Source organism: Psychrobacter sp. SZ93C1, assembly GCF_015864635.1.
Taxonomy (GTDB): domain Bacteria; phylum Pseudomonadota; class Gammaproteobacteria; order Pseudomonadales; family Moraxellaceae; genus Psychrobacter; species Psychrobacter fozii.
Window position 1 is genome coordinate 650,858 of sequence record NZ_JADYWY010000001.1, and the last position, 23,767, is coordinate 674,624.

The window sequence follows — 23,767 nt, forward strand, 5'->3', positions numbered from 1 at the left end:
AATTGGATCAACTACGTCAGCGTTGATTGTTTCGATAAGCACTGATAATTTGTCATAAAAAAAGAGAGGCTCTAATTAATAGAGCCTCTCTTTTTTGTTTAGCCTGAAGTAAGACTGTTTATTTTTTTTTGGCTTGATTTGCTGCATCAGCTAAACGTTGTGCTTCAACCTTAGCGGCTTTGCGTTTCTCTATCACATCTATCACGTCGCTGCCGATATGCGCTTCACCACGTTTTTTGGCCAATTGCATTTGGTGCTCACGCTCACGAAAACGCGCCTTTTGCTCTTCAGTTGCTTTATCGATACAGTGTGGGCATGACTCGCCTTTAATATAGGCGCTACTTTGCATCTCTTCTTGAGTAATGGGCATGCGGCATGCGAAACATTGCTCGTAACTGCCTTTTTCTAAGTTGTGATTGACCGATACACGGTTGTCAAAGACAAAGCAGTCGCCTTCCCACATAGAGTCGCTAGCCGGCACTTCTTCTAGATATTTTAGGATGCCGCCTTCTAAGTGATAAACCTCTTCAAACCCTTGCTCACGCATATAGGCAGTAGATTTCTCACAGCGGATACCACCAGTACAGAACATCGCGACTTTTTTATGCTTAGCTGGATCCATCTTTTTTGCCACGTATTCTGGGAACTCGCGGAAGGTCTCAGTATTTGGATTGACAGCATTTTTAAAGGTACCGATTTGTACTTCGTAATCGTTACGAGTATCGATCAGAATGACATCAGGATCAGAGATTAGTGCATTCCAATCGCTTGGTTTTACATAGCGGCCGACTGATTGCAAAGGATCGATATTTTCAACACCCATGGTAACGATTTCTTTTTTGAGCTTCACTTTGGTGCGATAGAATGGCTGCTCATTGGTATATGACTCTTTAAAGGTAAACGTGCCAATCGCTTCGATACTACGCAGATATTCAAGGACAGTATCAATACCTTGGCGCGTACCAGAAATCGTACCGTTAATGCCTTCGCTTGCAATTAACAAAGTACCCTTGACGTCGTTATCGAGCATGGTATTTAAGATTGGCTCACGGTATTGCTCAAAATCACTAAAGCGTGTGAATTTATAGAGTGCCGCAACGACAATATTATTGGTCACGCTATCGTAAGCGGGCGCTGATCTGTTGTCAGTTGTAGTAGGGCTGTGAGTGGTGTTATCTTGGGTATTGCTACTTTGAGTGGTACTCATGTTTTTCTCCTGCTGGCTAGGTCGTAAACCTAGTGCGTTGGGTTAACAGTTTGGTTCAAATAAATACGCTATTGTATCATCCTCGCTTGATGTACTTTGGGTACAATCTGCGCTCGGATTCCTTATATCGCATTCATTTGAAATAGACTTTGTCAGTTAAAATGGGCGATAACACTAGTCTAATTGTGGAATTAAATAATGCGCGCGTAGTGTAGCAAATTTTAGGGAAGTTTTGAATATTTTTAAGGAATGGCATCGTTAAGCGTATACATAACTCATTAAGTGATCTGCTCTAAGCTGTAATAGCTTTTAGGCATTTATCCTATGAGTAGAGCTTGCTATAGTAGACATTTCTCATTATCTGTTCTGTTTATTTCATAATAAAGGCAACTAATTATATTTATTTTAGCCATCACCATCGAAAATATATTAACAAGATCCATAGTTCCTTATAGAGCTATAAATCTTGCAAAATTTGTGACGAGTAGAAAATAAGAGATTGCATGCCAAAAACAAAACCTAATAAAGTTTTAAACCTCACTTGTCCTCATGAAAGTTGTCATGAGTCGTTTGCTGTCCCTTTAATCGAAAAAGGAATACTATTTTGTCCACATTGTAATCACAGTCTTTTGACGGAAAAACCAGTTGATGTAGCTCAAATCAACAAAGTAAGTATCGTTGAAAATAAAAAATCTAAATCATTGTTACATCACTGGCCCTATTTCGCATGGCTGTCGCTATACGCAATTCTTTTAATTATGGCAAAAATATATAGTTGGACAGATATCATGGACTTATATCTGATCGCGATATTTTTGGTAGGTTCCATAATATTTGAGAGGTATAAATCTCACTATAATAGTGTGTTATACGGATTGAAGCATAATAAAGTGAATTTTGAGGCTGGTGTTGATACCTTATCTAACATTAACAAGTTTTCTGAAATTAATACTGACTATGTAAATGATGATGGTGTACTCAAGCATAGCAAGTGTCGCTTCAATAAAGTAGAAATGCCAGTTCTAAAAAACTGTCCTCACTGTAAATCGCAAATGGTTGTAAAGTTGCAGCAGATGGTTGATTGGCAGAAAAACCTTTACTCTAAATACGGTATTTCTCGTCCAGAGGGAGTTCCAGATAGTGAGTATTGCAGGGTCACAAATCGTTATGTGTCGAGCGATACTACACTGGCTAATATATTCCTGTGTTTGAATTGTCACACGCATTATAGTTGGTTATATATTGCAAATAAGCATTCAATTATAGATGAGGAAGGTGCACGACAGTTATGCAAAATGTAGGCGTAAAATCCAAGATTTAAAGGTGGCTATCAAATAGACGTTATCGTTCCTCATTATTGTGGAATGTAGAATAATAAGTCTTGTCCTAATCTACCTTCCGATCGGTATGAGCATGGCGGTAGAATATATCGATAAAACCAAAGCCAGCACACCGGTGAGACTAATAATGAGTGTTAAAGCTGACAAAAGCTTTGATGGGCGTTGTAGTGTAATGACCGCAAGTATTAAACACACAACAGGAACTATCGACCACCATTCAATGGTACTAAAAACAAACTTAGTATAGGCTGTTTGTTCGACATCAAAGCTTATCCAAAGTGAGATAAAACGTTCAATGAATTGCGGTTGTGCGATGAAATAGATAAAAAATGACTGTATTGTGATACAAGTCATGATGAAAATCCAAAAAATTACTTTTTTCATAATATGGTTCAGTGCTGTTGAGAAATAATATTAAAGGGTGTAATACCTTAAGTACAAAAAATCCAGCTCAAAGGCTGGATTTTTTATTGTTCAATATCTGCTTTAAAATTTATTTACTCTGGAACCACGTATCCGCTTTGCTACGAGCGCTAGCGATGTCTGAGCTTGATAGGTTCAACGCCAACTGACCAATTTTACCACGAGCTTTGTTGCGTACTTTTTCATCTAGCATGCCATCACGGGCAGCCAAGTCATACCATTTATAAGCATCGACCAAATTCTTTTGCTTTTCATCTAACAAAGCAAGCGTATAGCTGGCACGGTTATCACCACGCATAGCGGCTTTTTCTAACCAGCCACGGGCTTGTTGTAGGTTAGGCTGTACACCTTCGCCACGCAAATACATGATAGCCAAATTCAACTGAGCAGGAGCAACGCCTTGTTGAGCTGCTTTGGTATACCACTGAATGGCTTGTTGGGTGTTTTGTGCAACACCTTCACCTTTCTGTAAGCGCTTGGCTAAATAGAACTGAGCGTGATCATTGCCTTGTGCAGCACGACTAGATAACTCACTGATTGGCATTAGCTCAAAACGTGACGTATCAAGTGGTACGTTTGATATTAACTCAGCGTTGGCAAGACCTGCAGAAGAGAACAATGCAGTAAACAACGCAGCTTTTAATAATTTCATAGCAGCTCCAAAATTAGGCAGTTAATAAGCAAAAGAGTTGCACCGCTAAAGAGGTTTAGACGGCGATAACAATTAGGGGACGTCCAGCGAGACTAACTGACCTAATTATTAGCAATATATTTAATGTTTGAGGGTTGGTTAACCTTAATTGACACGATAAACGGTCGGAATTAGGGCGTGGCCAACATTATTTTGCTAGCTTAACACCCAAGTTTACGAAACTCAAATACTAATTACCTAAGTTAACGGTAATTTCCCCAATATTGTTTGTAACAAAATCATACAGTTACTCAGATATCAATATTTTGAGACTAAGAGGCAAGCATCTGCATTGATAATATTAATCTGATGTACGTTTAGTCACTCTGTAAATAGCGACGTCTGCTAACAGGTTGGGAGCTTGTCGAATCAATGCTTTCATCAGTGGCGTATGGCCTTTTTCAGAATCACTGACGGCAAAGCGATTGACGATATGAATGTCATGCTTGGCACAGAGCTGCTCAAAATCTTTAAACGTACACAGATGAATGTTTGGGGTGTTATACCATTCGTAAGGTAGCGCTTCTGATACAGGCATCATTCCTTTCAGCCCTAGATGTAGGCGGTTTTGCCAGTGGGCAAAATTAGGGAAGGTGATGACGGCTTCACGGGCCACACGTAGCATATCAAGCAATAGCACATCAGGCGATTTCACTGCTTGCAGCGCTCGTGCCATGACGACGGTGTCAAAACTGTTATCAGCGAAGCGCGCTAGACCATCATTGAGGTCTTGCTCGATAATAGATAAGCCTTTCGCGATACCATCGTTGATTTTTTCTTCGTCAATCTCAAGGCCATAGCCAGTCACGCCGCGATTTTGTTGTAAATGAGCGAGTAGTTCGCCATTACCACAGCCTAAATCTAGCACATGCGAATGCGGGGCAATCCAACGCTCAGCCAATTGATGATCCATTCTCATGAGCGTGCTCCTGCTTTTTGATGGCTGTTTTTTGACTGACTATCCGTGATAAATGGCGCCGTTAAAAATCCTCTGACCGCACCCATATAACGTGGAATATCAAATAAGAAAGAATCATGGCCATGCGGCGCATCAACATTGATATAGTTGACGGGTTTGCCAGTCGCCATCAGTGCATCGACAATCTCTTGTGAGCGCTCCGGTGCAAAGCGCCAATCAGTGGTAAATGAGATCACTAGGTACTGGCATTGAGTATGAGCAAAGGCCGCTTTGAGTGCAGACAGCTCTTGCTGACGATCAGATTCAATATCTTCAATCGCCGCTACTGCATCTTCTAGCTCAACTTGCGTACTGTTCTTACTAGATTCAACTGAAGCCGCGATTGAGTCTTCAAGTTGTGCTGCTGATTCTGTAGGGTCTTTTGTTACGGCAGATGGATAGTCACGTGTTGGGTCGAAATAATCTAAGGCTTTAGTCATGAGCAAATAAGTGTTGGCATCGAAATTTTCGCTAAAACGTTCGCCTTGATAGCGTAGATAGCTTTCGACTTGGAACTCGACATCGTAGCCATACATGAACTTACCAGATTTTAGATCACGACCAAATTTTGCCTTCATTGCATCATCGGTCAAATAAGTAATATGGCCAACCATACGCGCCAATATCAGCCCGCGACGAGGGTAGGTGCCTGCTTGTAAGTAGCGACCATCTTTGAAGTCAGGGTCAGACAATATAGACTGACGCGCCACTTCATTAAAAGCGATATTCTGTGCCGAGAGTTTCGGTGTACTAGCAATCACCACACAGCGTTTTAGCCGCTCTGGATAGTCGACTGACCATTGCAGTGCTTGCATGCCGCCCATGGATCCGCCAACAATGGCATGCCACACGTTAATGCCGAGATGATCTGACAGCATGGCTTGCGTTTTTACCCAGTCTTTAATCGTAACGAGTGGAAAGTCAGGGCCATAAACTGGCGGTTCAGTGCTATTGCTTTCGTCGTCTGGGCTTACACTTTCTGGATTAATAGAGGTCGGGCCTGTCGAGCCAAAACAACTGCCAATGTTATTCACGCAGACCACATAAAATCGATTGGTATCGATGGCTTTATTAGGGCCAATCATATTGTCCCACCATCCTGCCTTCTTATCATCGGCACTATGGAGTCCTGCCGCATGATGGCTACCAGATAAGGCATGGCAGATAAGTATGGCGTTTGATTTATCGCTATTGAGCGTGCCGTAAGTCTCGATGATTAAATCGAATGAGGGCAAGGTGCGATTGCACTCTAAGGTCAATGGCTCAGCGAAATGAAAAATCTGGGGCGTGACGATTCCGACTGAGCCCACCGTGCCAGCTGCACTGGTTGAGTCAATTGAATCGGATGTATCTGTGGGGAACTGGTCACTGGTATTATCAGGGCGTGCGTTCAAAGCTACCTCGCAAGACAACAATCATCAATAAAATAAAAATGGCAACACATCGACAGACTATTGTGCCGATACCGTCTTACCTACACTGTGTTTATAATGCGCCTGCCTATTGTATGGCGATGCGCATATGAGTACAACCTTCGATCTAGGTCTTTCGTGCTTGGTTGTTATAGCAGATGCGTAATAGATAGATAATAAACAAATAGCAACTGAGTATCAAATTGTATAAGTGCGCTTTTACCCTGCGTTATTAATGGATAAAATGCTACACTAATAAGGCATTTATTTAATAATGACTTAATAATCTTTCACCTGAACTCTTTTTAATTAACCTAATAAAATAGTGCTGCTATGAAACCTAAACTGCCACCACGTATTGCCGTCCTATTAGTGAACCTAGGTACACCAGATGAGCCAACAGCACCTGCTGTACGTCGTTACCTAAAACAGTTTTTGTCAGACCCGCGTGTGATTGAGATTCCTAAATTTTTATGGGCGATTATTCTCAACTTGTTTGTATTACCCAGCCGTCCTAAACGTGTGGCAAAAGCATACGCCAGTATCTGGGAGGGCGACTCGCCGATTCGTAAGATTTTAAAAAGCCAAGTTGAAATGTTAGAGCCACGGCTAGCAGATACTGCTGCGCCGTTTCGCGTGTCTGTGCATCCTGCGATGAGCTATGGCAATCCTGGTTTGCCTGATGTCATGGACGCGCTACGTGGTGAAGGGGTTGATCATTTTGTTATTTTGCCATTGTTTCCACAGTATTCAGCTTCTTCAGGTGGTGCGGTCTATGATGCATTGACGAAATGGACACTGAAGCAACGTAATTTGCCGAACTATACGATTGTCAAAGATTACTTCGCGCATCCACTTTATATCCAAGCATTGGCAGATTCGATTCGTCGCTTTCAAGCCGTACATGGCAAGCCTGAAAAGCTAATGTTTAGCTTTCATGGTATTCCGCAGCCCTATGCTGATAAAGGTGATCCGTATCCCAAGCGTTGTAAATGTACCGCAGCACAGGTTGCTCATGCGCTTGGTCTAACAGAAGATGAATGGATTATTAGTTTCCAGTCGCGTTTTGGTAAGCAAGAGTGGGTCAAGCCGTATACCGATGTGGTACTAGAAGAGTGGGGCAAGTCTGGCGTGCGCTCGGTACAAGTAATTAGTCCGGCATTTTCAGCGGATTGCTTAGAGACACTAGAAGAGCTGGCGATTGAGAATCGTGAAAACTTCCTTGAGGCGGGCGGGCAAGAATATCACTATATTCCAGCATTGAATCTTGATGATGCGCATATTGATTTACTTGAAGCGCTTAGTGCACCATTGGTCAAAGGTTGGGCGGGCACGTTGGATGGTTGGGCCTAATCACTGAGTTTGACTGCTAGATGTCATTGATGTAATGGCTATAATGAATAAATGATAAAAAATACCGGACATAATGTTCGGTATTTTTTTTGTATGTATCATATCAATAGAATAAAGTTGAGATTTTTTGTTGCTGGTATGTAACAATGTGCCAGGCAGATTTTTGTTATTTGTTATTTTTACATATTTGCTTGATTTTATATTTGTACCACTTTATTTTTGAGGATAAGCATGTCTAGCTTGAACGATTCACTGAATCCTATATCATTGCAAAAGCCTAACGGCCAACCACCGAATTTACCGCCAATGGATGAATATGGTAATTTGTTGCCACAGTTATTAGCAGAACCGCGAGTTTGCCAAGCAGGATGGGGTGTAAACTGGATTACCAAGGCATTTGCAATATTTAAAGATCAATTCTTATTGTGGTTAGCGATTGGTGTCGCTTACCTAATCATCGCTGTTATTGGCAGTAGTGTCCCCGTGGTAAACTTTATTTTCCCTTTCATATCTTTTGTATTTGTTGGCGGCATCATAAAGGGCTGTGCCGACCAAGCTACGGGCAGAGAGTTGAAATTTGATCATCTCTTCTCAGCCTTCAATACGCATCTTATGCCATTAATTATTTTATTTGTATTGTATCTAGTGGCTATGATTGTCATGATGATACCGATGCTGATCGTATTCGGCAGTATGTTTGCATCCTTAGCTCAAGAGTCAAGTAATGTTGCGATTGTAGGCATAGTAATAGGGACTTTATTGGTTTTTTTACTGTTATTCCCTGTATTAATGGCCATTTGGTTTGCACCTGCTTTAATTGTACTTCACGACATTGAACCTGTTCGAGCGATGAAAATGAGCTTTAAAGGCTGTTTAAAAAACATTCTACCGTTTTTGGTTTTTTGGATAGTTGCTCCCATAATTATGATATTAGCCGTCATCTTTACATTGGGACTGGGTCTTTTAGTGCTACTGCCAATAGGTATGATTACTTATTACACCAGTTATCGCGATGTGTGGACCGATCAGCCGTTATCAGCGGCGTAAGTCATGTTTAGTAAAGGTGGTTTTTAGCAAAATCTAATCTATTTTATGATCGATAAAAAAGCACGCTTAATATAATTAAGCGTGCTTTTTTTTGACCAAAGTGTTGTATCAACAGTCGTATTAATTGCTAAAAATCATCATCGTTGCTACGTTCAGCCGCTTCTCTATCAGCGATATCCATCGCATCTGGATAATCGCTATCATCAAGATTGTCTTGGACTAAGATCTCATCGACACGCGACTCATCGATATTTTGACGATGCACAGGTGTCAGTCCTTGGGTCGCACCACTGCCTGCTTCGGAGTTATTAAACCCTACACTGTTATCAATCGCATCATCGTTGTCGGTGGTATGCAACATAGGATTGTCTAAATCAATTTCTTGGCTGTTATCATTGATACTGGTATCGCCTTCTATGTGATCCATTTCTTCTGGTAATGGGCTTTTAATGTTATCCATAATGCTTTCCTTATTATTATTGATCATTGTGATTTGTCTTATTTATCATGTTCAGTGTGACGCGTTATGCGTATCACTGATAGTATTAAGGTGTCACAGGATGTTCAAAAAATGTAAGGCACAATTTATAAAATAAGGCGCAATTTATAAAATGAGGACACGCCCTAGTAAGCAAAATGGCCACCGAAATTCGGTAGCCATTTTTTATACTTTAATGAGCGTAGTGTTGCTAGCTTGATGAGCTACTATGCACCCACTTTAGTATTTACCCAACGTATCAATGAGTCAGGGGCCACTTGTGCTAGTGTCTGAAATAACTTAGCTGGCAGGCCGACAGAGTAATGCGTGCTTCTAAGCTTGCGATTAGGACTTGTGGTGAGTTTGCATAGGGTTTTTGCGACATCATTGACGTCTAGATTGATGCCCAGGCGATCAATACTGGTTACTTCGATGTCCACTGTCATGTCAGATTTGACCCATAGCGGCATGACATCGATAACCTTGATGCCCAACTTTTCATACTCGATATTAAGTCCTTCCGTAAGACCTCGTACAAAGAACTTACTGGCAGCATAATTCGCAACTTCAGGCTGACCATAAATAGCAGACGCAGACGATACATTAATGATTTTGCCGTTTTTATTATCGGCTAAATAAGGTGCCAGTTTATGACAGCCAATGAGTACGCCTTTACAGTTGACGTCAATGAGAGCCAGTTGCTCATCTAGGTCAGTCATCGGTAATGCGCCAGTGACCAGTACACCAGCATTATTAACCAACGCATCGATACTGCCAAAATTATCGATCATCTGAGTAATAGCATTGTCCCATGAGTCAGGCTGAGTAACATCAAGCTGACCCGTTATCACACGCTTTTGTTTCAGCGATTTTTTAAATGCTTTATCGGTAATCGCCTGTTCAAGCGTAGTGGTGTTAGTAGCAAATAGCCCAACATTATGGCCTTTTGCCGCCAGCTTTTTTGCTGTTGCCAGACCAATGCCTCGTGATGCGCCTGTAATCAATATGTTCATAGTCATTCACTCAATAGTTATTCAGATGCTGTAAATTAAAGGTTAATGCCAGACGTCAATACTGAGCGACAACACTAACAGGATGGCCACAATTGTCATTGTTTTTGGTGTTTGCATTTCAGTATAGCAAACTATGGCTCAAACACTACAGCAGTACTGATTTGATACTTTGCGATGAACATACGGCAATACTTACATGATGATAACTATATCGTGATGACTTCTAATAGAATTTAATTGCATCACAAATTAATAGGCATTATCTGCCGTTATTGTCGATTTAGCACAGTGAATTTTTGCTGATTGCTTGGTAGGTTGTCAAACGTCGATAATTTGAATTGTAATAAGTAAATCAGCGCAATTATATAGATAATATTCTCTGACAGCTCTTCGACGACCTCGCCAAACTCATGTGGGAACATAATCGCATTTTCACCCATATATTGCAGTACTGCTAAGACAGCAACACCTAGATATAACGATTTTGGGACATTTTTCAGAACGCTCCAAAAATAATGGCGCGCACGAACTAGCAATATAAGCGTCGCCACAATGATGACCAGTAATACCCTGTCTTCCCACCAGTCGTAAGAATGGCCGAGCAGCACAAAGTCTTCTGGTACCAATAAATCAGACAAATAACTCAGCTCTCTGCGAATAACACTGAAGAAAACTAAAACGGAGGCAAGCCAAAAGTGGCGACCCTGTAGGACGCGGCTTTGCACTGAATACTGTAAGCAGCGTAGCAAACATAAAGTTAAGATAATGGCTTCACCAATTTCGATAATACTATTTTCAGTGATAATGGTGATCTCCTGATTCATAAAATACAAAAAAGTGAGCCCAAGGGCTCACTTTAGACGAAAATTATTTGGCTATATATAACTCAATAGGCCGCTACTATAACGCCAAATTTGACCTGATGTTGTTAATTAATATAACTAATCGGTCATAATACATTGTTAATTTAGGTAGCCTGATGCTCTTAAATTTAAATATAACTAGCAATTGTTGTTATTGATTCTGGTTCAGAAAACTTGACTGGTAGTAGGGTTAGAACAAAGCTTCCATGCGTAGTAAGGCAGAAGGGTAATGGTCTTTATCTTCTGTTTTGTCATTATAGTAATTTAGCTCTGTCTGCATATATAGCCATTCGCGCCAAATGGGTTGGCGATAACTAATGGCAGGACCATAACTGTTTAAGGTTGACTTGTCACTTTCAAAATAACCACTGGCAGAGAGTCCGTAGGCTAGCTGTTTCTCATTACCTAAATAATGCACCTGTCTCAGGTCGTTATCCCAGTCTTTGCGCTCTTCTTCATCTTGATTGCGATAGCGAATAGTGGTGTTATTATTGATAAATCGATTGGTATCTGCGCCATATTGTAGATTTAATCCACCTTTGACATAGTGCTCACTATCAAGTCCATAGCGATAAAAACTGTCACTAGTCACTTCTATTTTTTTGCTTTTATACCAGTCTTTGTCGATACTTACTTTTAGATAAGGATCATCTAGTGAACGAATCCCGATATCGACATCTGTATTCACCCCCAACTGATCTTCGAGCTCGTCATTAAAACGCGTCCAACGTAGTGCAATAGAGGCGTTGTCTTCTCGCGTTTTTTTAGTATTAATAAGTCTATCTTGGTTGTTGGAGGTTGCTTGATAAGTATTGTCTGTCGTGCTTTGTTTTAAAAAAGTATCTTCATCCAGCTCTTCATCACCGATAATCAGGCTTAACCGTCTTTCCAACACAGGTAACTGCAAGCGGCCACGAATCCTAGGTTCAACGGTAACATCGCTACCTGTTTTGGGATCGTTGGTCCAACGGGTGTCTAATACCACTCGTAAGCTGGCTTTGGCAGGCTTTTTGGGATCGGGTTCTCCAAACCAGCCATCCATTTTATGTGCCCATTCATGCAATTGGTCTTGAACATCTTCACGGCGTTCATCTGTCCAGCCTTGCTCTTCTTGTACCAATTGAATAGGTTGCTCGACAAGTTCTTCAGTAGGTTGATAGCCAAGTTGATCAAGAGTTTCATCGCGATTGGGATCGTTATCATTAGATGACGAAGCCGTTTCTGTATTTACAGATTCTAGCAATTCTGAATCTGTAATGGGCGTAGCATCTGCCCATACTGGCGTGCATAAACCTAAACTGGCAATTATATAAACGGTACAGGTATTAAAGTTTGCTGGTTTCGTCATGAAGGGTTTCAATTGTTTTGGTCTCTGAAAATGGTAAACAAAAGTATTATGCCATAGGTTGTTAATTATAGGGAAGTTGTGGCTAGGAATGCTTTACTTCTGATGAGCGAGGGATGACTTTTACTTATAGTTGCATAGCAAGGGAGTTTATCTTTCATGATGAAGAAAGGGGCTATTACTGATATCAAGGCATTACTTAATAGATCTTCGAATGTAAAAAAGGCTAAGCAAAATGCCTAGCCTTTTTCTGATAAACCGTACGTAGAATAAGTTCTATGCTTTAGTTATTAATGCGCCTCATCCCAGTTCTGACCACTATCAGTCTCAACCAATAGCGGCACTGCAAAGTCTACATTCCAGCCTTTCTCGACCGCGGTAACTGTCAATACATCTTGCATCGCATTAGTAATCAACTGGCTAATCTCATCAACTTTATCTGCATCGACTTCGAACACCAATTCATCGTGGACTTGTAGCAGCATTTTAGCTTGATCTTTTGGCAATACCTTATCCACGGCAATCATAGCAAGCTTGATTAAATCTGCTGCTGAGCCTTGAAGTGGCGCATTAATCGCTGCACGTTCAGCGCCTTGCTTGACCATACGGTTGCTGTGAGTGATATCAGGGGTATAAAGCTTGCGGCCCAGTATTGTCTCGACATAGCCTTGTTCGTGAGCGCTTGCACGAGTATTGATCATATAGTTTTTGACACCTGGGTAGCGGTCAAAATACATATCGATATAGTCTTGCGCTTCATTACGACTCATTTGCAATTGCTTGGCCAGACCAAAGGCACTCATGCCATACAGTAGTCCAAAGTTAATGGCTTTGGCATTACGGCGCTCAGTTGACGTAACCTCTGCAACATCCTTACCCAGTACTTCAGCGGCAGTCGCAGCGTGAATATCCAAACCTTCGTTAAAGGCATGCGTTAAATTATTATCGCCTGAAAAATGCGCCATGAGACGCAATTCAATTTGTGAATAATCCGCTGCGAGAATCACACGACCTTCTGGAGCAATAAAGGCTTGGCGAATTAATCGACCAGTCGCGGTACGAATAGGAATGTTTTGTAAATTGGGATCAGTAGAAGATAAACGACCAGTGCTGGTCAGTGCCTGATGATAACTGGTATGCACACGATCAGTTTCGCTATCTGCCACATTATCAAGCGCATCGGTATAAGTGCTCTTTAGCTTAGATAGGCTGCGATATTCCAATGTGATATCGACTAATGGGTGGTCTATTTTTGATAATACTGCTTCACCAGTAGAGTACTGGCCTGATTTGGTTTTTTTGCCACCAGCAACGCCAAGCTTTTCAAACAACATCTCACCAAGCTGCTTCGGTGAGCCAAGATTGAATTCTTCGCCAGCGATTTCATAAGCGCGTTTTTCAAGTGCAATAATTTCTTCATCAAAGCGTTTTGATAGCTCGTTTAAGAATGGACGTTTAATCAAAATACCATGTGCTTCCATTTGGCAAAGTATCTCTGCTGTTGGAATTTCTAGCTCGTGTAGCAATTTAGCATTATTGGCATCATTAGCTAGCTCAACGCTAAATACCTCAAATAATTGATAGGTAATGTCGGCATCTTCACAAGCATAGTCACTGGCGATATCAATGGCGACTTGATCAAAAGTGACTTGCTTAGCGCCTTTACCAGCGACGTCTTCATAGCTGATGGTCTGCGTCTGTAGATAATGACGTGCCAAGTCATCCATACCGTGACGAGTGGCGGCAGCGTTAATCACATAGCTGGCAAGCATGGTATCCATGGCCCAGTTATTGGGTTGTTCATGAATGGCACCGACCAAATCGATATCATAATGACTGAGAATATGAGCATCGTATTTTAGATGTTGACCGATTTTACCGATGTTTGAATTTTCTAAAATTGGCTTTAGGCATGTCAAAACGGTGTCACAGTCGAGCTGTTTAGTTGTTAGCTCGTCACCTTCTAGACTATGCGTCAGCGGAATATAATAGGCTTCGTGGGCTTGCACAGCAAAGGAGAGACCGACGATTTCAGCTTGACGCCAATAGATGCTAGTGGTCTCGGTATCGATGACAAAATGCGGTACAGACTCTAATAGCTTAACCAGACTCTCAAAAGCTGGCTCGTCAAGCACTGTATGCCATGCTCTATCATGCGCTTTGCTATCTTGGATATTCTCAATACTGCTTGATTGTAGCGACTTAGCCACTTGCGCTTGTGATTCGGCATTCGCTTGACTGTCAGCGACACTTTGTGAGCCGTTCCCATTAGCATTGGCAGGATGATTTGGGTGGTCGAGAGACGCCAGCTCGTTTCTAAACTCAAGCTCATTATACAGTTCACGTAACTCGTCTATATGAGCACAAGGATCGGTATTGATTTTCAAATCATTCCAGTCTTGACCGATACCTAAATCTGTCACGATGGTAGCTAGCTTTCTATTAAACGGAATATCATCAGCATGTTCAATCAAACCTTTGGCACCGCGACCTTTGATAAAACCAATATGCTTTAACATATTGCCGATATCGCCATACTCAACGAGTAAGTCTTTTGCGGTTTTTTTACCGATACCAGGCACACCTTTGATACCATCTGAGGCATCGCCCATTAACGTCAAGAAATCAATCATCTGATTTGGGTTAATACCGAATTTTTCAATAACGGCTTCGGTGTCCGTAACTTTACCAGTGAAGCTGTCTTCTAAGATAACGCAGTCATTGACCAGTTGCATCATGTCTTTGTCACCCGTTGAGATGACGACATGATGACCTTCAGCGACAGCACGATGGGCAAGTGTACCGATGATATCATCGGCTTCTGCGCCTTCGATACGCAACAGGGGAAGACCTAACGCGGTGACCAAACGATGGATATAAGGAATCTGCTCTACTAGCTCTACGTCGATGGGTGGACGCGCCGCTTTATAATCAGCAGACATATGGTGACGAAAAGTCGGTGACTTGGTATCGAAACAGACGGCCATATGCGTAGGGTGATAACGGCGCATCAGCTTGAGCAGCGCATTGAGCGTGCCACGGATGGCATTGGTTATCAGGCCTTGCGAGTTTTGCATGGTTTTTGGTAAGGCATGATAAGTGCGAAACAGATAGTAAGAGCCATCAACCAAGATAAAAGGTGGCTGGTTTTTATCAACGTGACTGGTGTCCATCGTCGCTACATTGGGCATGGTTTCAAAGTTTGGTAATGCGGCAGGATCAATCGCTTGATGGGAGTTGTGGTCACTGTCGGTGATGGAGTCGGTCATAGGATCAGTCATAAAGGTCACTTATCAGCTATTAGATAGAAATATGTGCTTATTATAACGATAAAATCAGTGTGTGCCGAACTGCTTAACCGTTACGAGATGTTCAGTATCACCTATTGAATTGCTTATTGATATGAATGATGCGTGTCATAAGACAGTTGAATCACACATAAAAAAAGAACCCAGTGTGAACTGAGTTCTTTATTTCATAACTTACCTAACAATCAAACAGCTTTAATGATCAAGCTGCTTAACCGTCGAGCTTGTATTATTTTACTTCTGAAGTCAATTCTACATCGATGTTGCCACGTGTTGCTTTTGAGTATGGGCATACTTGATGTGCTTTTTCAACCAGTTGCTGGAACTCATCAGCAGACAATTCAGTGTTTTCACCAATGACATGGATTCTAGCTGCTAGCTTATAATCAGGACCTTCGCCTTGTAATAGGTCTACTTCAATCGACGTTTGTGAATCAAACTTTGCTTTTTCCATTTGCTTAACAGCGCCAAGTGCACCGTCAAAGCAAGCGCTGTAACCTATCGCAAACATCTGCTCTGGGTTATTGCCATCTTTGCCTGAGCCTGGCGCTACCATATTGATAGTGAGATCGCTGTCGCTCAAGCTGGCTGAACCTGCGCGGCCGCCAGTAACAGTTGCTTTGGTAGAGTATAGAGTTTTCATAACACATCCTTTTTTGTTGTCAGTTTTTATAGTTACTTTATATTTAACGGGTACGTTTTGATACGAGCTTCAGCATAACAAACCATTAAGTCAACTGTATAGCCCCGTCGTAAATATATACTGTGTATTTGTAATTGAAGGATTCTGTGATGAATTTCATATCTAGTATTCGCTGAAAACATAGATGTAGTAGGCATTCGCTTGGTCAATGACAGAAGATTTATCAGCGGCCCAAATTGAACGCCACTATTAATTCAAAAATTGCGCCAATAGGCTCTATTTGACTATTAGGGCGTGTTTTTTTATGCGCTATTTCTGCACCTTGACGCTAAATCGGCTACAATACGTCCATTATTTATTCTATTTATTTAGATTGATTTCTAAATGACTAACTGTTGAAGCCGAAAACTATGAGCGTAGATCCAAAGAAATTAAACAAAGAAGTGGCCAAACGCCGCACCTTTGCCATTATCTCGCATCCCGATGCTGGTAAAACCACCATGACTGAAAAACTGCTATTGTGGGGACAGGCAATTCAGGTAGTGGGCGAAGTAAAAGGCCGTAAGACTGATCGTCATGCTACCTCAGATTGGATGAGTATGGAGCAAGAGCGTGGTATTTCTATTACCACCTCAGTCATGCAGTTTCCGTATCAAGATCATATGGTCAACCTGCTAGATACCCCGGGTCACGCTGACTTTAGTGAAGATACTTATCGTACTTTGACCGCAGTAGACAGTGCATTGATGATGGTCGATGGGGCAAAAGGCGTCGAAGAGCGAACCATCAAGCTGATGGAAGTCTGCCGGATGCGTGACACACCGATTATCTCATTCGTCAACAAGCTCGATCGTCAAATTCGTGAGCCACTTGAGCTGCTTAGTGAAATCGAGTCAGTTTTAAAGATTAAATGTATTCCAGTGACTTGGCCTATTGGTATGGGACAGGATTTCGTGGGTGTGTATCATTTGACCGAAAACAAAACTTACTTTTATGAAAAAGGTAATGGCGGCAAGATGACGGTCTCTGAGACCCGAGAAGGTTATGATTATCCTGATATACGTGAGCGTCTAGGGACGTTGATGTTTGATGCCTTTGAAGAGTCGCTTGAGCTCGTACAAATGGCGCTAGAAGAGTTTAGTGTTGAAGCGTTCTTAGCAGGCGAGATGACGCCAGTATTATTTGGTACAGCGCTGGGTAACTTTGGTGTCAATATGGTACTTGATACTCTGGTTAAATATGCACCACCACCCAAAGCGCATCCGACCAATGAGCGTGAAGTCGCCGCGACTGAGACCGACTTTAGTGGTTTTGTCTTTAAGATTCAGGCCAATATGGATCCGCGTCACCGTGACCGTATTGCATTCTTACGAGTCTGCTCGGGCAAGTATGAAAAAGGTATGAAGCTAAAGCATGTACGTTTGGGTAAAGATGTACGTATTGCTGATGCTTTGACCTTTTTGGCAGGTGATCGTGAAGCATTAGAAGAAGCGTATCCAGGGGATATTATCGGCTTGCACAACCACGGAACCATCTCAATCGGTGACAGTTTCACAGAAGGTGAAGAGCTAAACTTTACCGGTATTCCACATTTTGCGCCTGAATTGTTCCGCCGTGTGATACTCAAAGACCCGCTAAAATCTAAAGCGCTACAAAAAGGTCTTCAGCAGCTAAGTGAAGAGGGCGCAACACAGGTCTTTATGCCGCAGATTAACAACGATTTAGTCTTGGGTGCAGTTGGTGTACTACAGTTTGAAGTGGTCGCACATCGCCTCAAAGAAGAGTACAAGGTTCAATGTATCTTTGAGCCAGTATCGATTGCAACGGTACGCTGGATTCACTGTGATGACGAAGTGGCACTGGCCAAGTTTAAGAAGAAAGCCCATGACCAGTTATCGCTCGATGGTGGTGGCTATCTGACGTATCTTGCACCGTCGCGGGTTAACTTGCAGTTAATGCAAGATCGCTATCCAGAAATCACTTTTAGTAATACTCGTGAGCATTAAAATTCATTATCCCACGATATGATTCATCTCTAAAGACACGCTAGCCGTGTCTTTTTTATTACCTATAATTTACGTAATAAACGCTTGAAAACTGGTAATTTCTTAAAACACAAACAGTGTTCCTACAATACATCATTATTGTTACGGTAAAATGTTAAGCAATGTTGTATGTTTATGAAAGAGGCTATATGAACGCTACGAATCCATTTAATATTAATAACTCATCATTACGTCTGCGCTCATCGATGAAAGCGAGTCATGCACGTCTGATGGGTCTATTGGCTAGTGGTTTTTTGCTAGTGGTCGTCGCTATACCTGCAAATGCAGGTAATCTCATTAGCAGTACCGATTATTTGAATTATGAGTTGCCAGAAAACATACAAGCACAATGTGTAGAGCGTGATAACTGTCCAGAGATTGATATTAAATATTTGAATACCAATCATCGTTGGATAAATGATATGACGAATGAGCGTATCAATGCGTTAGTCGTCAATAGTAAACCGACTGAGTCAGCACCTATCAAAATGAAACTGAATCAGGCAGCGGTAAACGCAGCGATTGATGACTTTGTTGGCTCACAATTTATAGATATTCCTGAAGGCAGTTCATGGGCTTATAGTTTGATGGTCACGCCTGAGTATTTGGGGCATGTGAGTGATTTTGAATTGTTCGAAATTGCCTCCTATGTCTTCACTGGTGGTGCTCATGGCATGCCTTATAGTGAGTATTTAGTATTTGATCTAAGCACCAAAAAACAAATTAAACTTGATGATATGCTTCAATCAGGTAAAAAATCAAAGTTCGAAGCACTTGCATACGATGCTTATAAAACGTGGGTTAAAACGGTGGACGACGATGTCAGTAGTTATGAAAAAAACTGGCCGTTTACATTGAGTGATAATATAACGATGACGGATGAAGGTATCGACATTCGCTATCAGCATTATTCTATCGGTCCATATGCTTATGGTATGCCTGTATTAAGCATTCCATATAGCAAGCTTAACGGTATTATCAAGCCTCGTTTTATCATTAAATAGCGCAAATAGACACGGTATTATTTATAACGGTTAATATCAAAATCGCTTTAAAAATTGGCAATAATTTAGCTAAAATCATTTGAAATTTAATAGAAAAATAAGGAATGGCATCATGACAAACAATATAGACAGCGGAAACCCGACAGCATCAACGAGTACTTGGCAGCTTAATGCATTGACAGAAGCGCTTGGAGAACTGACCCTGACGGTCGATGACAGCCTATCTATCGGACGTGGCAGTGATAATGATGTGGTACTCGGCAGCAAGCAAGTATCGCGCAATCATGCCGTGCTCAGCGTATTAGATGGTCAGTTATATGTAAAAGACTTGGACTCATCGAACGGTACGTTTATCAATGAGCAGCGTATCGAAGGCAACCAGTCAAGCCTATTGCAAGTAGATGACACGATTGGCTTTGCCAGCTTTAGCTTTTTGGTAAATGCGCCTGTGGCTGCTGTAGAAAATGTTGAGTCGTTAGCACCTGTAGCGGTAGAGGATGCAACGGCTAATATGAATACTGCTGATGACAGTAATACTGAAGCTGCTGTTACTGAGACTACTACCAAAGCAGATGAGTTCGAAGAATACATCATCGAACACCCAACCATCGATGAACCTGTGGTGAAAGAAACAGGTATTGAAGATATGCTTCCTGCTACAGACGAAAGTGTTGAGACAGTAACTGTCGATACAGCGTCAGAGGCAGTAGTAGAATCAACAAATGAAACACCTGATACTAGCCTGCCTATAGAGAATGCCACTGAAACAGTTGAACCAGCCCCACAAGAGCCAATTGTCAAAGAAACAGGTATCGAGGAAGTCTTATCTGCCGCAGAAAGTATAGAGTCTGCACCAGTAGAGGATACTCCAGAGCTTGTAGTAGAAGAAGAAACACTAGAAGAGCCAGTGGTCGCAGAAGAAGTAGCTGAGCAAGAAGTAGTAGCGACAGAGCCTGAATCGCCAGTAGTGGACGAGAGTGAGCCATTAGTAGAGCAGTCGGCTGTACATGAAGAAGCCGTGCATGAAAAAGTGATACACGAAGAAGAAGTAGTGAATGAAGAGCCAGTAGTCGAACCAGAGCATGATAAAACGACGACGACTGAGCTGCAAGAAGAAGCTGACCCTGATGTCTTACGTGCTAAGCAAGCAGCCACTGCACAGTTCTCAGGTACAGCCAATCTAGGCCAGTCTCGTGATCTTGGTACCGAAGGCAACAACGCGGCAAATCAGGCAGTCAACAACCCAGCCAATGCAGGACATATAGAGAAAAAACCAAGCGGTGGTTGGTTTATATGGGTATTTGTTGCCATTCTCATCGTTGGGTTAGCTTTATGGTTGTTTAATAAAGGCGTTGTATAGCCAATAGTCGCTTATACAACACTAGCCAGATAGCTCATATCTTTCGCGGTTAAGCTGTAAAAGCGAGTTTCTATAGCGTCAGCATTCAGTAGAGTGTTGACGCTATATTTTATCTATAGTCAATCCTCTATAAATTGGATACGGTGTCATTCTCGCTTAATCTGCTATTTGTAGCACTTTCACTCGCCTTCCTTGTATCCAAATGTCATTAAACCGACTATACCTTTTTATTGTTTCTATTCTTTTTATCTTTTGCCAATATGTTGCTAAGAGAGCCTTACTATGATGACCTTTGAAGAATATCAGTCTTTTAAAGACCGTGGCTTTAGTCATGCACCACTGGTAAAAAAACGTCTAATGGATTCGCAAACGCCAGTATCTGTGTTTTCTAAGGTACGTGATCTGAATGGTTCAGCGTATTTATTTGAGTCAGTTGTAGGCGGTGAACGCTGGGCACGATATTCGATGATTGGCTTGGGTAGTGATCTGATTTTGCAATATACAGATGGCAATATGACGGTCAAAAGAAACGATCAGACGGATGTAAATGCAGTAGATGATCCATTTGATTATATTCGTCAGCTGATGGCTCAATACAATATGCCCACAGCAGCCGATATCGCTATGCTACCGAGCTTTAGCGGTGGTCTGGTAGGTTACTTTGGCTATGACATGGTACGCGTCATTGAGCCAAGCGTGGGCTTGTCTGATGCACCCAATCCAATGTCGATGCCAGACATGTGGCTGATGCTTTCGATGAGCGTAATAGTTTTTGATAGTTTAGAAAACACGTTATCTATCATCGTCTATGCCGACTGCAATAGTGAAGATGGCTACAGTAATGCTATCCGTGAATTAGAAAAAATTGAAGAGAAGTTAGCAGAGATGCCAAATCTAAGCGCGCCAGTGATGCCGACGCCGACGTTTACCTCACAAACAGGTGCAGAGAAGTACTGTAGTGACGTCGATAAGATTAAAGACTACATCTTAGCAGGTGATGTCATGCAAGTCGTTCCTGCGCAGCGTTTGACAGCTGATTATACCGGCGACTCACTGGCTGTCTATCGTGCTCTACGGTTTTTAAATCCATCACCTTATCTGTTCTTGGTGCATGGCTACACCTTAGACGATCATAAACGCTTTGACATCATTGGTGCATCGCCTGAGATATTATCGCGTATCGAAAATGGCAAAGTAACAGTGCGACCATTAGCAGGCACTCGTAAACGTGGCAAAAACCAAGCAGAAGATGAAGCGCTCGAGCAAGAACTGCTCAATGACAAAAAAGAAATTGCTGAGCATTTGATGCTCATTGATTTGGGTCGCAATGATATTGGCCGCGTTTGCGAGTACGGTAGTGTTAAGGTGACCGAAAAGATGTTTGTTGAGCGCTATTCACAAGTGATGCATATTGCTTCTAACGTTGAGGGTACGATATTGCCTGATAAAGACGCACTGGATGTCTTTTGTGCGACGTTCCCAGCGGGCACCTTAACAGGGGCACCCAAAATCCGCGCCATGCAAATCATTGATGAGATAGAGCCAGTACGTCGAACGGTCTTTGGTGGTGCAGTAGGGTATTTGGGCTGGCATGGCAACATGGATACCGCTATTGCTATCCGTACGGCTGTCATGCGCCGCGGAAAAATCCATATCCAAGCAGGTGCGGGTGTCGTCGCGGACTCTATTCCAGAAGCTGAATGGGATGAGACCAACAAAAAAGCACTTGCCTTGTTAAAAGCAGTAAAAATGGCGTGTAATGGTTTGCACATTCGCTAGTTAAATAGCCATCTGTGTGGCAAAAACAAATGCTTTGAGCAAAAAGCCAATTTAATGCCATATCTTTATTTATAAAAATGCTAATTTAATCAATAGCTTAAATATTTTTATTAAAATAATTGAAAAAAAGATGAAAAAGAGCTTGCGCATCTCAAAATATTTGATAGAATAGCCACCACTTTAAGAGAACAAGCCGACTTAGCTCAGTTGGTAGAGCAACTGACTTGTAATCAGTAGGTCGCCAGTTCGATCCCGGCAGTCGGCACCATCTCTCTTAAAGTAGCTTTTTATGAATATGTCTTAAACTAAAGTCATTTTTGTTTAAAGCAACCTAAGGTGGGATTGGGGAGCGGTCAAACCCAACAGACTGTAAATCTGTCGCGAAAGCTTCGAAGGTTCGAATCCTTCTCCCACCACCATATTTTCTAAGTTTGTCATAGCGCCAAGCATACTCTATATATTTAGAGACTCTCGATTAGAGTCCTTTAGAATAAGAGTAAATGCGGGTGTGGTATAATGGTAACACCTTAGCCTTCCAAGCTAATGACGCGGGTTCGATTCCCGCCACCCGCTCCATATATACACCATCGCAAAAATTATCAATAATACATCACGATAATCAGTTTATGATAACTGTGTCGTGATATTTTTTTAGTAAATCTACAATATTATTTGTACTGTAGTTATTAAAAACATGCTCATATAGCTCAGCGGTAGAGCACTCCCTTGGTAAGGGAGAGGTCTCGAGTTCAATTCTCGATATGAGCTCCATTTATTGTTTAAGCTTTTTGTGTTTGCTTTGCTATTTTAAACAGCGTTGCATCGATATCGAAAGCATAGGATATTGAACATTATAAATACAGTACAGCAATTGATGATTTAAGGGTGACACTGAGGTGTTGCCCTTTAGTGCTGTCAATTTATTAATAAATACTAAGTTTATTTGTAGATAAGCTACAGTAAGATAAATTAGTGCAACAGCGATGTTATATAATAGTTGGCAATGTTCAATAGATTGAAAAGTAAGTATAATATTTATCTGTATGAAGTTGAAATGCATGGTTTGAATGCATAGATTTTAGCAAGATTACAGAACAGTTTTAGTAGATAAACCATAGCGTCAACGGTTTGATGGTCTTACCTGCATCATGAGCCGTCAAACAGCTATTCACTGATCTTTGATTGATAAAGATTCACCAAAAAAAAGAGGAAATACCCATGGCAAAGGCCAAGTTTGAACGTCTAAAACCGCATGTCAACGTTGGTACCATCGGACACGTTGACCACGGTAAAACAACCCTAACAGCTGCTATCGCAACTGTAGCTGCAATCACTTCAGGTGGCGAAGCTAAAGACTACGCGTCTATTGACTCAGCCCCAGAAGAAAAAGCACGTGGTATCACCATCAACACCTCACACGTAGAATATGACACAGATGCACGTCACTATGCTCACGTAGATTGCCCAGGTCACGCCGATTATGTTAAAAACATGATCA

Annotated in this window: 19 protein-coding genes and 4 tRNA genes; 12 read left to right on the top strand and 11 right to left on the bottom strand. The window is 41.7% G+C overall.

Translation table 11 applies throughout. The features are described from left to right. Positions 1-118: 118 nt before the first annotated feature. A complete protein-coding gene (locus tag I6E83_RS02760) occupies positions 119-1,117 on the bottom strand; it encodes a rhodanese-related sulfurtransferase (RefSeq protein ID WP_197099905.1) in 999 nt (332 codons plus the stop codon). Between the two features lie 593 nt (positions 1,118-1,710). Between I6E83_RS02760 and I6E83_RS02765 the strand changes: the two genes are divergently transcribed. After that, positions 1,711-2,508 carry a hypothetical protein gene (locus I6E83_RS02765; protein ID WP_197099869.1) on the top strand — a complete coding sequence of 266 codons (798 nt, stop codon included), beginning with the start codon at positions 1,711-1,713 and terminating at the stop codon, positions 2,506-2,508. A 90-nt stretch (positions 2,509-2,598) separates the two neighbouring features. Here I6E83_RS02765 and I6E83_RS02770 read toward each other — a convergent pair whose 3' ends face one another. From I6E83_RS02770 to metX, 4 genes are all read right to left on the bottom strand, one after another. Then, positions 2,599-2,931 carry a hypothetical protein gene (locus I6E83_RS02770; RefSeq protein WP_197099870.1) on the bottom strand — a complete coding sequence of 111 codons (333 nt, stop codon included), beginning with the start codon at positions 2,929-2,931 and terminating at the stop codon, positions 2,599-2,601. Between the two features lie 109 nt (positions 2,932-3,040). After that, positions 3,041-3,622 carry a tetratricopeptide repeat protein gene (locus I6E83_RS02775; RefSeq protein ID WP_197099871.1) on the bottom strand — a complete coding sequence of 194 codons (582 nt, stop codon included), beginning with the start codon at positions 3,620-3,622 and terminating at the stop codon, positions 3,041-3,043. A 340-nt stretch (positions 3,623-3,962) separates the two neighbouring features. After that, positions 3,963-4,580: a methionine biosynthesis protein MetW gene (metW, locus tag I6E83_RS02780; RefSeq protein WP_110921706.1), complete on the bottom strand. Its 618-nt coding sequence runs from the start codon at positions 4,578-4,580 to the stop codon at positions 3,963-3,965. After that, positions 4,577-5,929, bottom strand: coding sequence for a homoserine O-acetyltransferase MetX (gene metX / locus I6E83_RS02785; RefSeq protein WP_197099906.1), 1,353 nt, complete (start codon positions 5,927-5,929; stop codon positions 4,577-4,579). Before metX ends, metW begins: the two co-directional genes overlap by 4 nt. 435 nt (positions 5,930-6,364) lie before the next feature. Between metX and hemH the strand changes: the two genes are divergently transcribed. Both hemH and I6E83_RS02795 read left to right on the top strand, forming a co-directional pair. Beyond that, positions 6,365-7,384, top strand: coding sequence for a ferrochelatase (gene hemH, locus I6E83_RS02790; protein WP_197099872.1), 1,020 nt, complete (start codon positions 6,365-6,367; stop codon positions 7,382-7,384). 231 nt (positions 7,385-7,615) lie between these two features. Beyond that, complete coding sequence (locus I6E83_RS02795) at positions 7,616-8,431, top strand: BPSS1780 family membrane protein (RefSeq protein ID WP_197099873.1); 816 nt, start codon at positions 7,616-7,618, stop codon at positions 8,429-8,431. Between the two features lie 127 nt (positions 8,432-8,558). On the opposite strand, the gene I6E83_RS02800 is transcribed toward I6E83_RS02795, so the two are convergent. The 6 genes from I6E83_RS02800 to I6E83_RS02825 form a co-directional block, all read right to left on the bottom strand. After that, the gene (locus I6E83_RS02800; RefSeq protein WP_197099874.1) at positions 8,559-8,891 is read right to left on the bottom strand and encodes a hypothetical protein; all 333 of its coding nucleotides are present in this window, start codon (positions 8,889-8,891) and stop codon (positions 8,559-8,561) included. Positions 8,892-9,136: 245 nt separating this feature from the next. Beyond that, a complete protein-coding gene (locus I6E83_RS02805; protein ID WP_197099875.1) occupies positions 9,137-9,922 on the bottom strand; it encodes an SDR family NAD(P)-dependent oxidoreductase in 786 nt (261 codons plus the stop codon). A 269-nt stretch (positions 9,923-10,191) separates the two neighbouring features. Beyond that, positions 10,192-10,746, bottom strand: a complete 555-nt coding sequence (locus tag I6E83_RS02810) for a hypothetical protein (protein ID WP_227680776.1) — start codon at positions 10,744-10,746, stop codon at positions 10,192-10,194. 229 nt (positions 10,747-10,975) lie between these two features. Further along, positions 10,976-12,133 carry a hypothetical protein gene (locus I6E83_RS02815; RefSeq protein WP_197099876.1) on the bottom strand — a complete coding sequence of 386 codons (1,158 nt, stop codon included), beginning with the start codon at positions 12,131-12,133 and terminating at the stop codon, positions 10,976-10,978. Between the two features lie 287 nt (positions 12,134-12,420). After that, positions 12,421-15,411: a DNA polymerase I gene (gene polA / locus I6E83_RS02820; RefSeq protein WP_413787042.1), complete on the bottom strand. Its 2,991-nt coding sequence runs from the start codon at positions 15,409-15,411 to the stop codon at positions 12,421-12,423. 256 nt (positions 15,412-15,667) lie between these two features. Next, on the bottom strand, positions 15,668-16,081 hold the full coding sequence (locus I6E83_RS02825; protein ID WP_197099877.1) for an organic hydroperoxide resistance protein: 414 nt from the start codon (positions 16,079-16,081) through the stop codon (positions 15,668-15,670). Between the two features lie 410 nt (positions 16,082-16,491). Between I6E83_RS02825 and I6E83_RS02830 the strand changes: the two genes are divergently transcribed. The 9 genes from I6E83_RS02830 to I6E83_RS02870 all read left to right on the top strand — a co-directional run. Continuing rightward, the gene (locus tag I6E83_RS02830; RefSeq protein WP_110921700.1) at positions 16,492-18,087 is read left to right on the top strand and encodes a peptide chain release factor 3; all 1,596 of its coding nucleotides are present in this window, start codon (positions 16,492-16,494) and stop codon (positions 18,085-18,087) included. A gap of 188 nt (positions 18,088-18,275) precedes the next feature. After that, positions 18,276-19,130: an RsiV family protein gene (locus I6E83_RS02835; RefSeq protein ID WP_110921699.1), complete on the top strand. Its 855-nt coding sequence runs from the start codon at positions 18,276-18,278 to the stop codon at positions 19,128-19,130. 112 nt (positions 19,131-19,242) lie between these two features. Beyond that, positions 19,243-20,490, top strand: coding sequence for an FHA domain-containing protein (locus I6E83_RS02840; protein ID WP_110921698.1), 1,248 nt, complete (start codon positions 19,243-19,245; stop codon positions 20,488-20,490). Positions 20,491-20,772: 282 nt separating this feature from the next. Continuing rightward, on the top strand, positions 20,773-22,269 hold the full coding sequence (trpE, locus tag I6E83_RS02845; RefSeq protein ID WP_197099878.1) for an anthranilate synthase component I: 1,497 nt from the start codon (positions 20,773-20,775) through the stop codon (positions 22,267-22,269). Between the two features lie 192 nt (positions 22,270-22,461). Continuing rightward, positions 22,462-22,537: transfer RNA gene (locus tag I6E83_RS02850), tRNA-Thr, on the top strand. A gap of 67 nt (positions 22,538-22,604) precedes the next feature. Next, a tRNA-Tyr gene (locus I6E83_RS02855) sits at positions 22,605-22,688 on the top strand. An 83-nt stretch (positions 22,689-22,771) separates the two neighbouring features. Beyond that, a tRNA-Gly gene (locus I6E83_RS02860) sits at positions 22,772-22,845 on the top strand. Positions 22,846-22,965: 120 nt separating this feature from the next. Continuing rightward, a tRNA-Thr gene (locus I6E83_RS02865) sits at positions 22,966-23,040 on the top strand. 447 nt (positions 23,041-23,487) lie between these two features. Further along, positions 23,488-23,767: GTP-binding protein (locus tag I6E83_RS02870; protein WP_227680777.1), on the top strand; the 280-nt coding region annotated here is incomplete at its 3' end.

What these genes read in the sequence shown, in the direction of transcription:
- I6E83_RS02765 (WP_197099869.1), top strand. Translation starts at nt 1,711, where the DNA reads ATGCCAAAAACAAAACCTAATAAAGTTTTAAACCTCACTTGTCCTCAT.
- I6E83_RS02770 (WP_197099870.1), bottom strand. Translation starts at nt 2,931, where the DNA reads ATGAAAAAAGTAATTTTTTGGATTTTCATCATGACTTGTATCACAATA.
- I6E83_RS02775 (WP_197099871.1), bottom strand. Translation starts at nt 3,622, where the DNA reads ATGAAATTATTAAAAGCTGCGTTGTTTACTGCATTGTTCTCTTCTGCA.
- metW (WP_110921706.1), bottom strand. Translation starts at nt 4,580, where the DNA reads ATGAGAATGGATCATCAATTGGCTGAGCGTTGGATTGCCCCGCATTCG.
- hemH (WP_197099872.1), top strand. Translation starts at nt 6,365, where the DNA reads ATGAAACCTAAACTGCCACCACGTATTGCCGTCCTATTAGTGAACCTA.
- I6E83_RS02795 (WP_197099873.1), top strand. Translation starts at nt 7,616, where the DNA reads ATGTCTAGCTTGAACGATTCACTGAATCCTATATCATTGCAAAAGCCT.
- I6E83_RS02800 (WP_197099874.1), bottom strand. Translation starts at nt 8,891, where the DNA reads ATGGATAACATTAAAAGCCCATTACCAGAAGAAATGGATCACATAGAA.
- I6E83_RS02805 (WP_197099875.1), bottom strand. Translation starts at nt 9,922, where the DNA reads ATGAACATATTGATTACAGGCGCATCACGAGGCATTGGTCTGGCAACA.
- I6E83_RS02810 (WP_227680776.1), bottom strand. Translation starts at nt 10,746, where the DNA reads ATGAATCAGGAGATCACCATTATCACTGAAAATAGTATTATCGAAATT.
- I6E83_RS02815 (WP_197099876.1), bottom strand. Translation starts at nt 12,133, where the DNA reads ATGACGAAACCAGCAAACTTTAATACCTGTACCGTTTATATAATTGCC.
- polA (WP_413787042.1), bottom strand. Translation starts at nt 15,411, where the DNA reads ATGACTGATCCTATGACCGACTCCATCACCGACAGTGACCACAACTCC.
- I6E83_RS02825 (WP_197099877.1), bottom strand. Translation starts at nt 16,081, where the DNA reads ATGAAAACTCTATACTCTACCAAAGCAACTGTTACTGGCGGCCGCGCA.
- I6E83_RS02830 (WP_110921700.1), top strand. Translation starts at nt 16,492, where the DNA reads ATGAGCGTAGATCCAAAGAAATTAAACAAAGAAGTGGCCAAACGCCGC.
- I6E83_RS02835 (WP_110921699.1), top strand. Translation starts at nt 18,276, where the DNA reads ATGAACGCTACGAATCCATTTAATATTAATAACTCATCATTACGTCTG.
- I6E83_RS02840 (WP_110921698.1), top strand. Translation starts at nt 19,243, where the DNA reads ATGACAAACAATATAGACAGCGGAAACCCGACAGCATCAACGAGTACT.
- trpE (WP_197099878.1), top strand. Translation starts at nt 20,773, where the DNA reads ATGATGACCTTTGAAGAATATCAGTCTTTTAAAGACCGTGGCTTTAGT.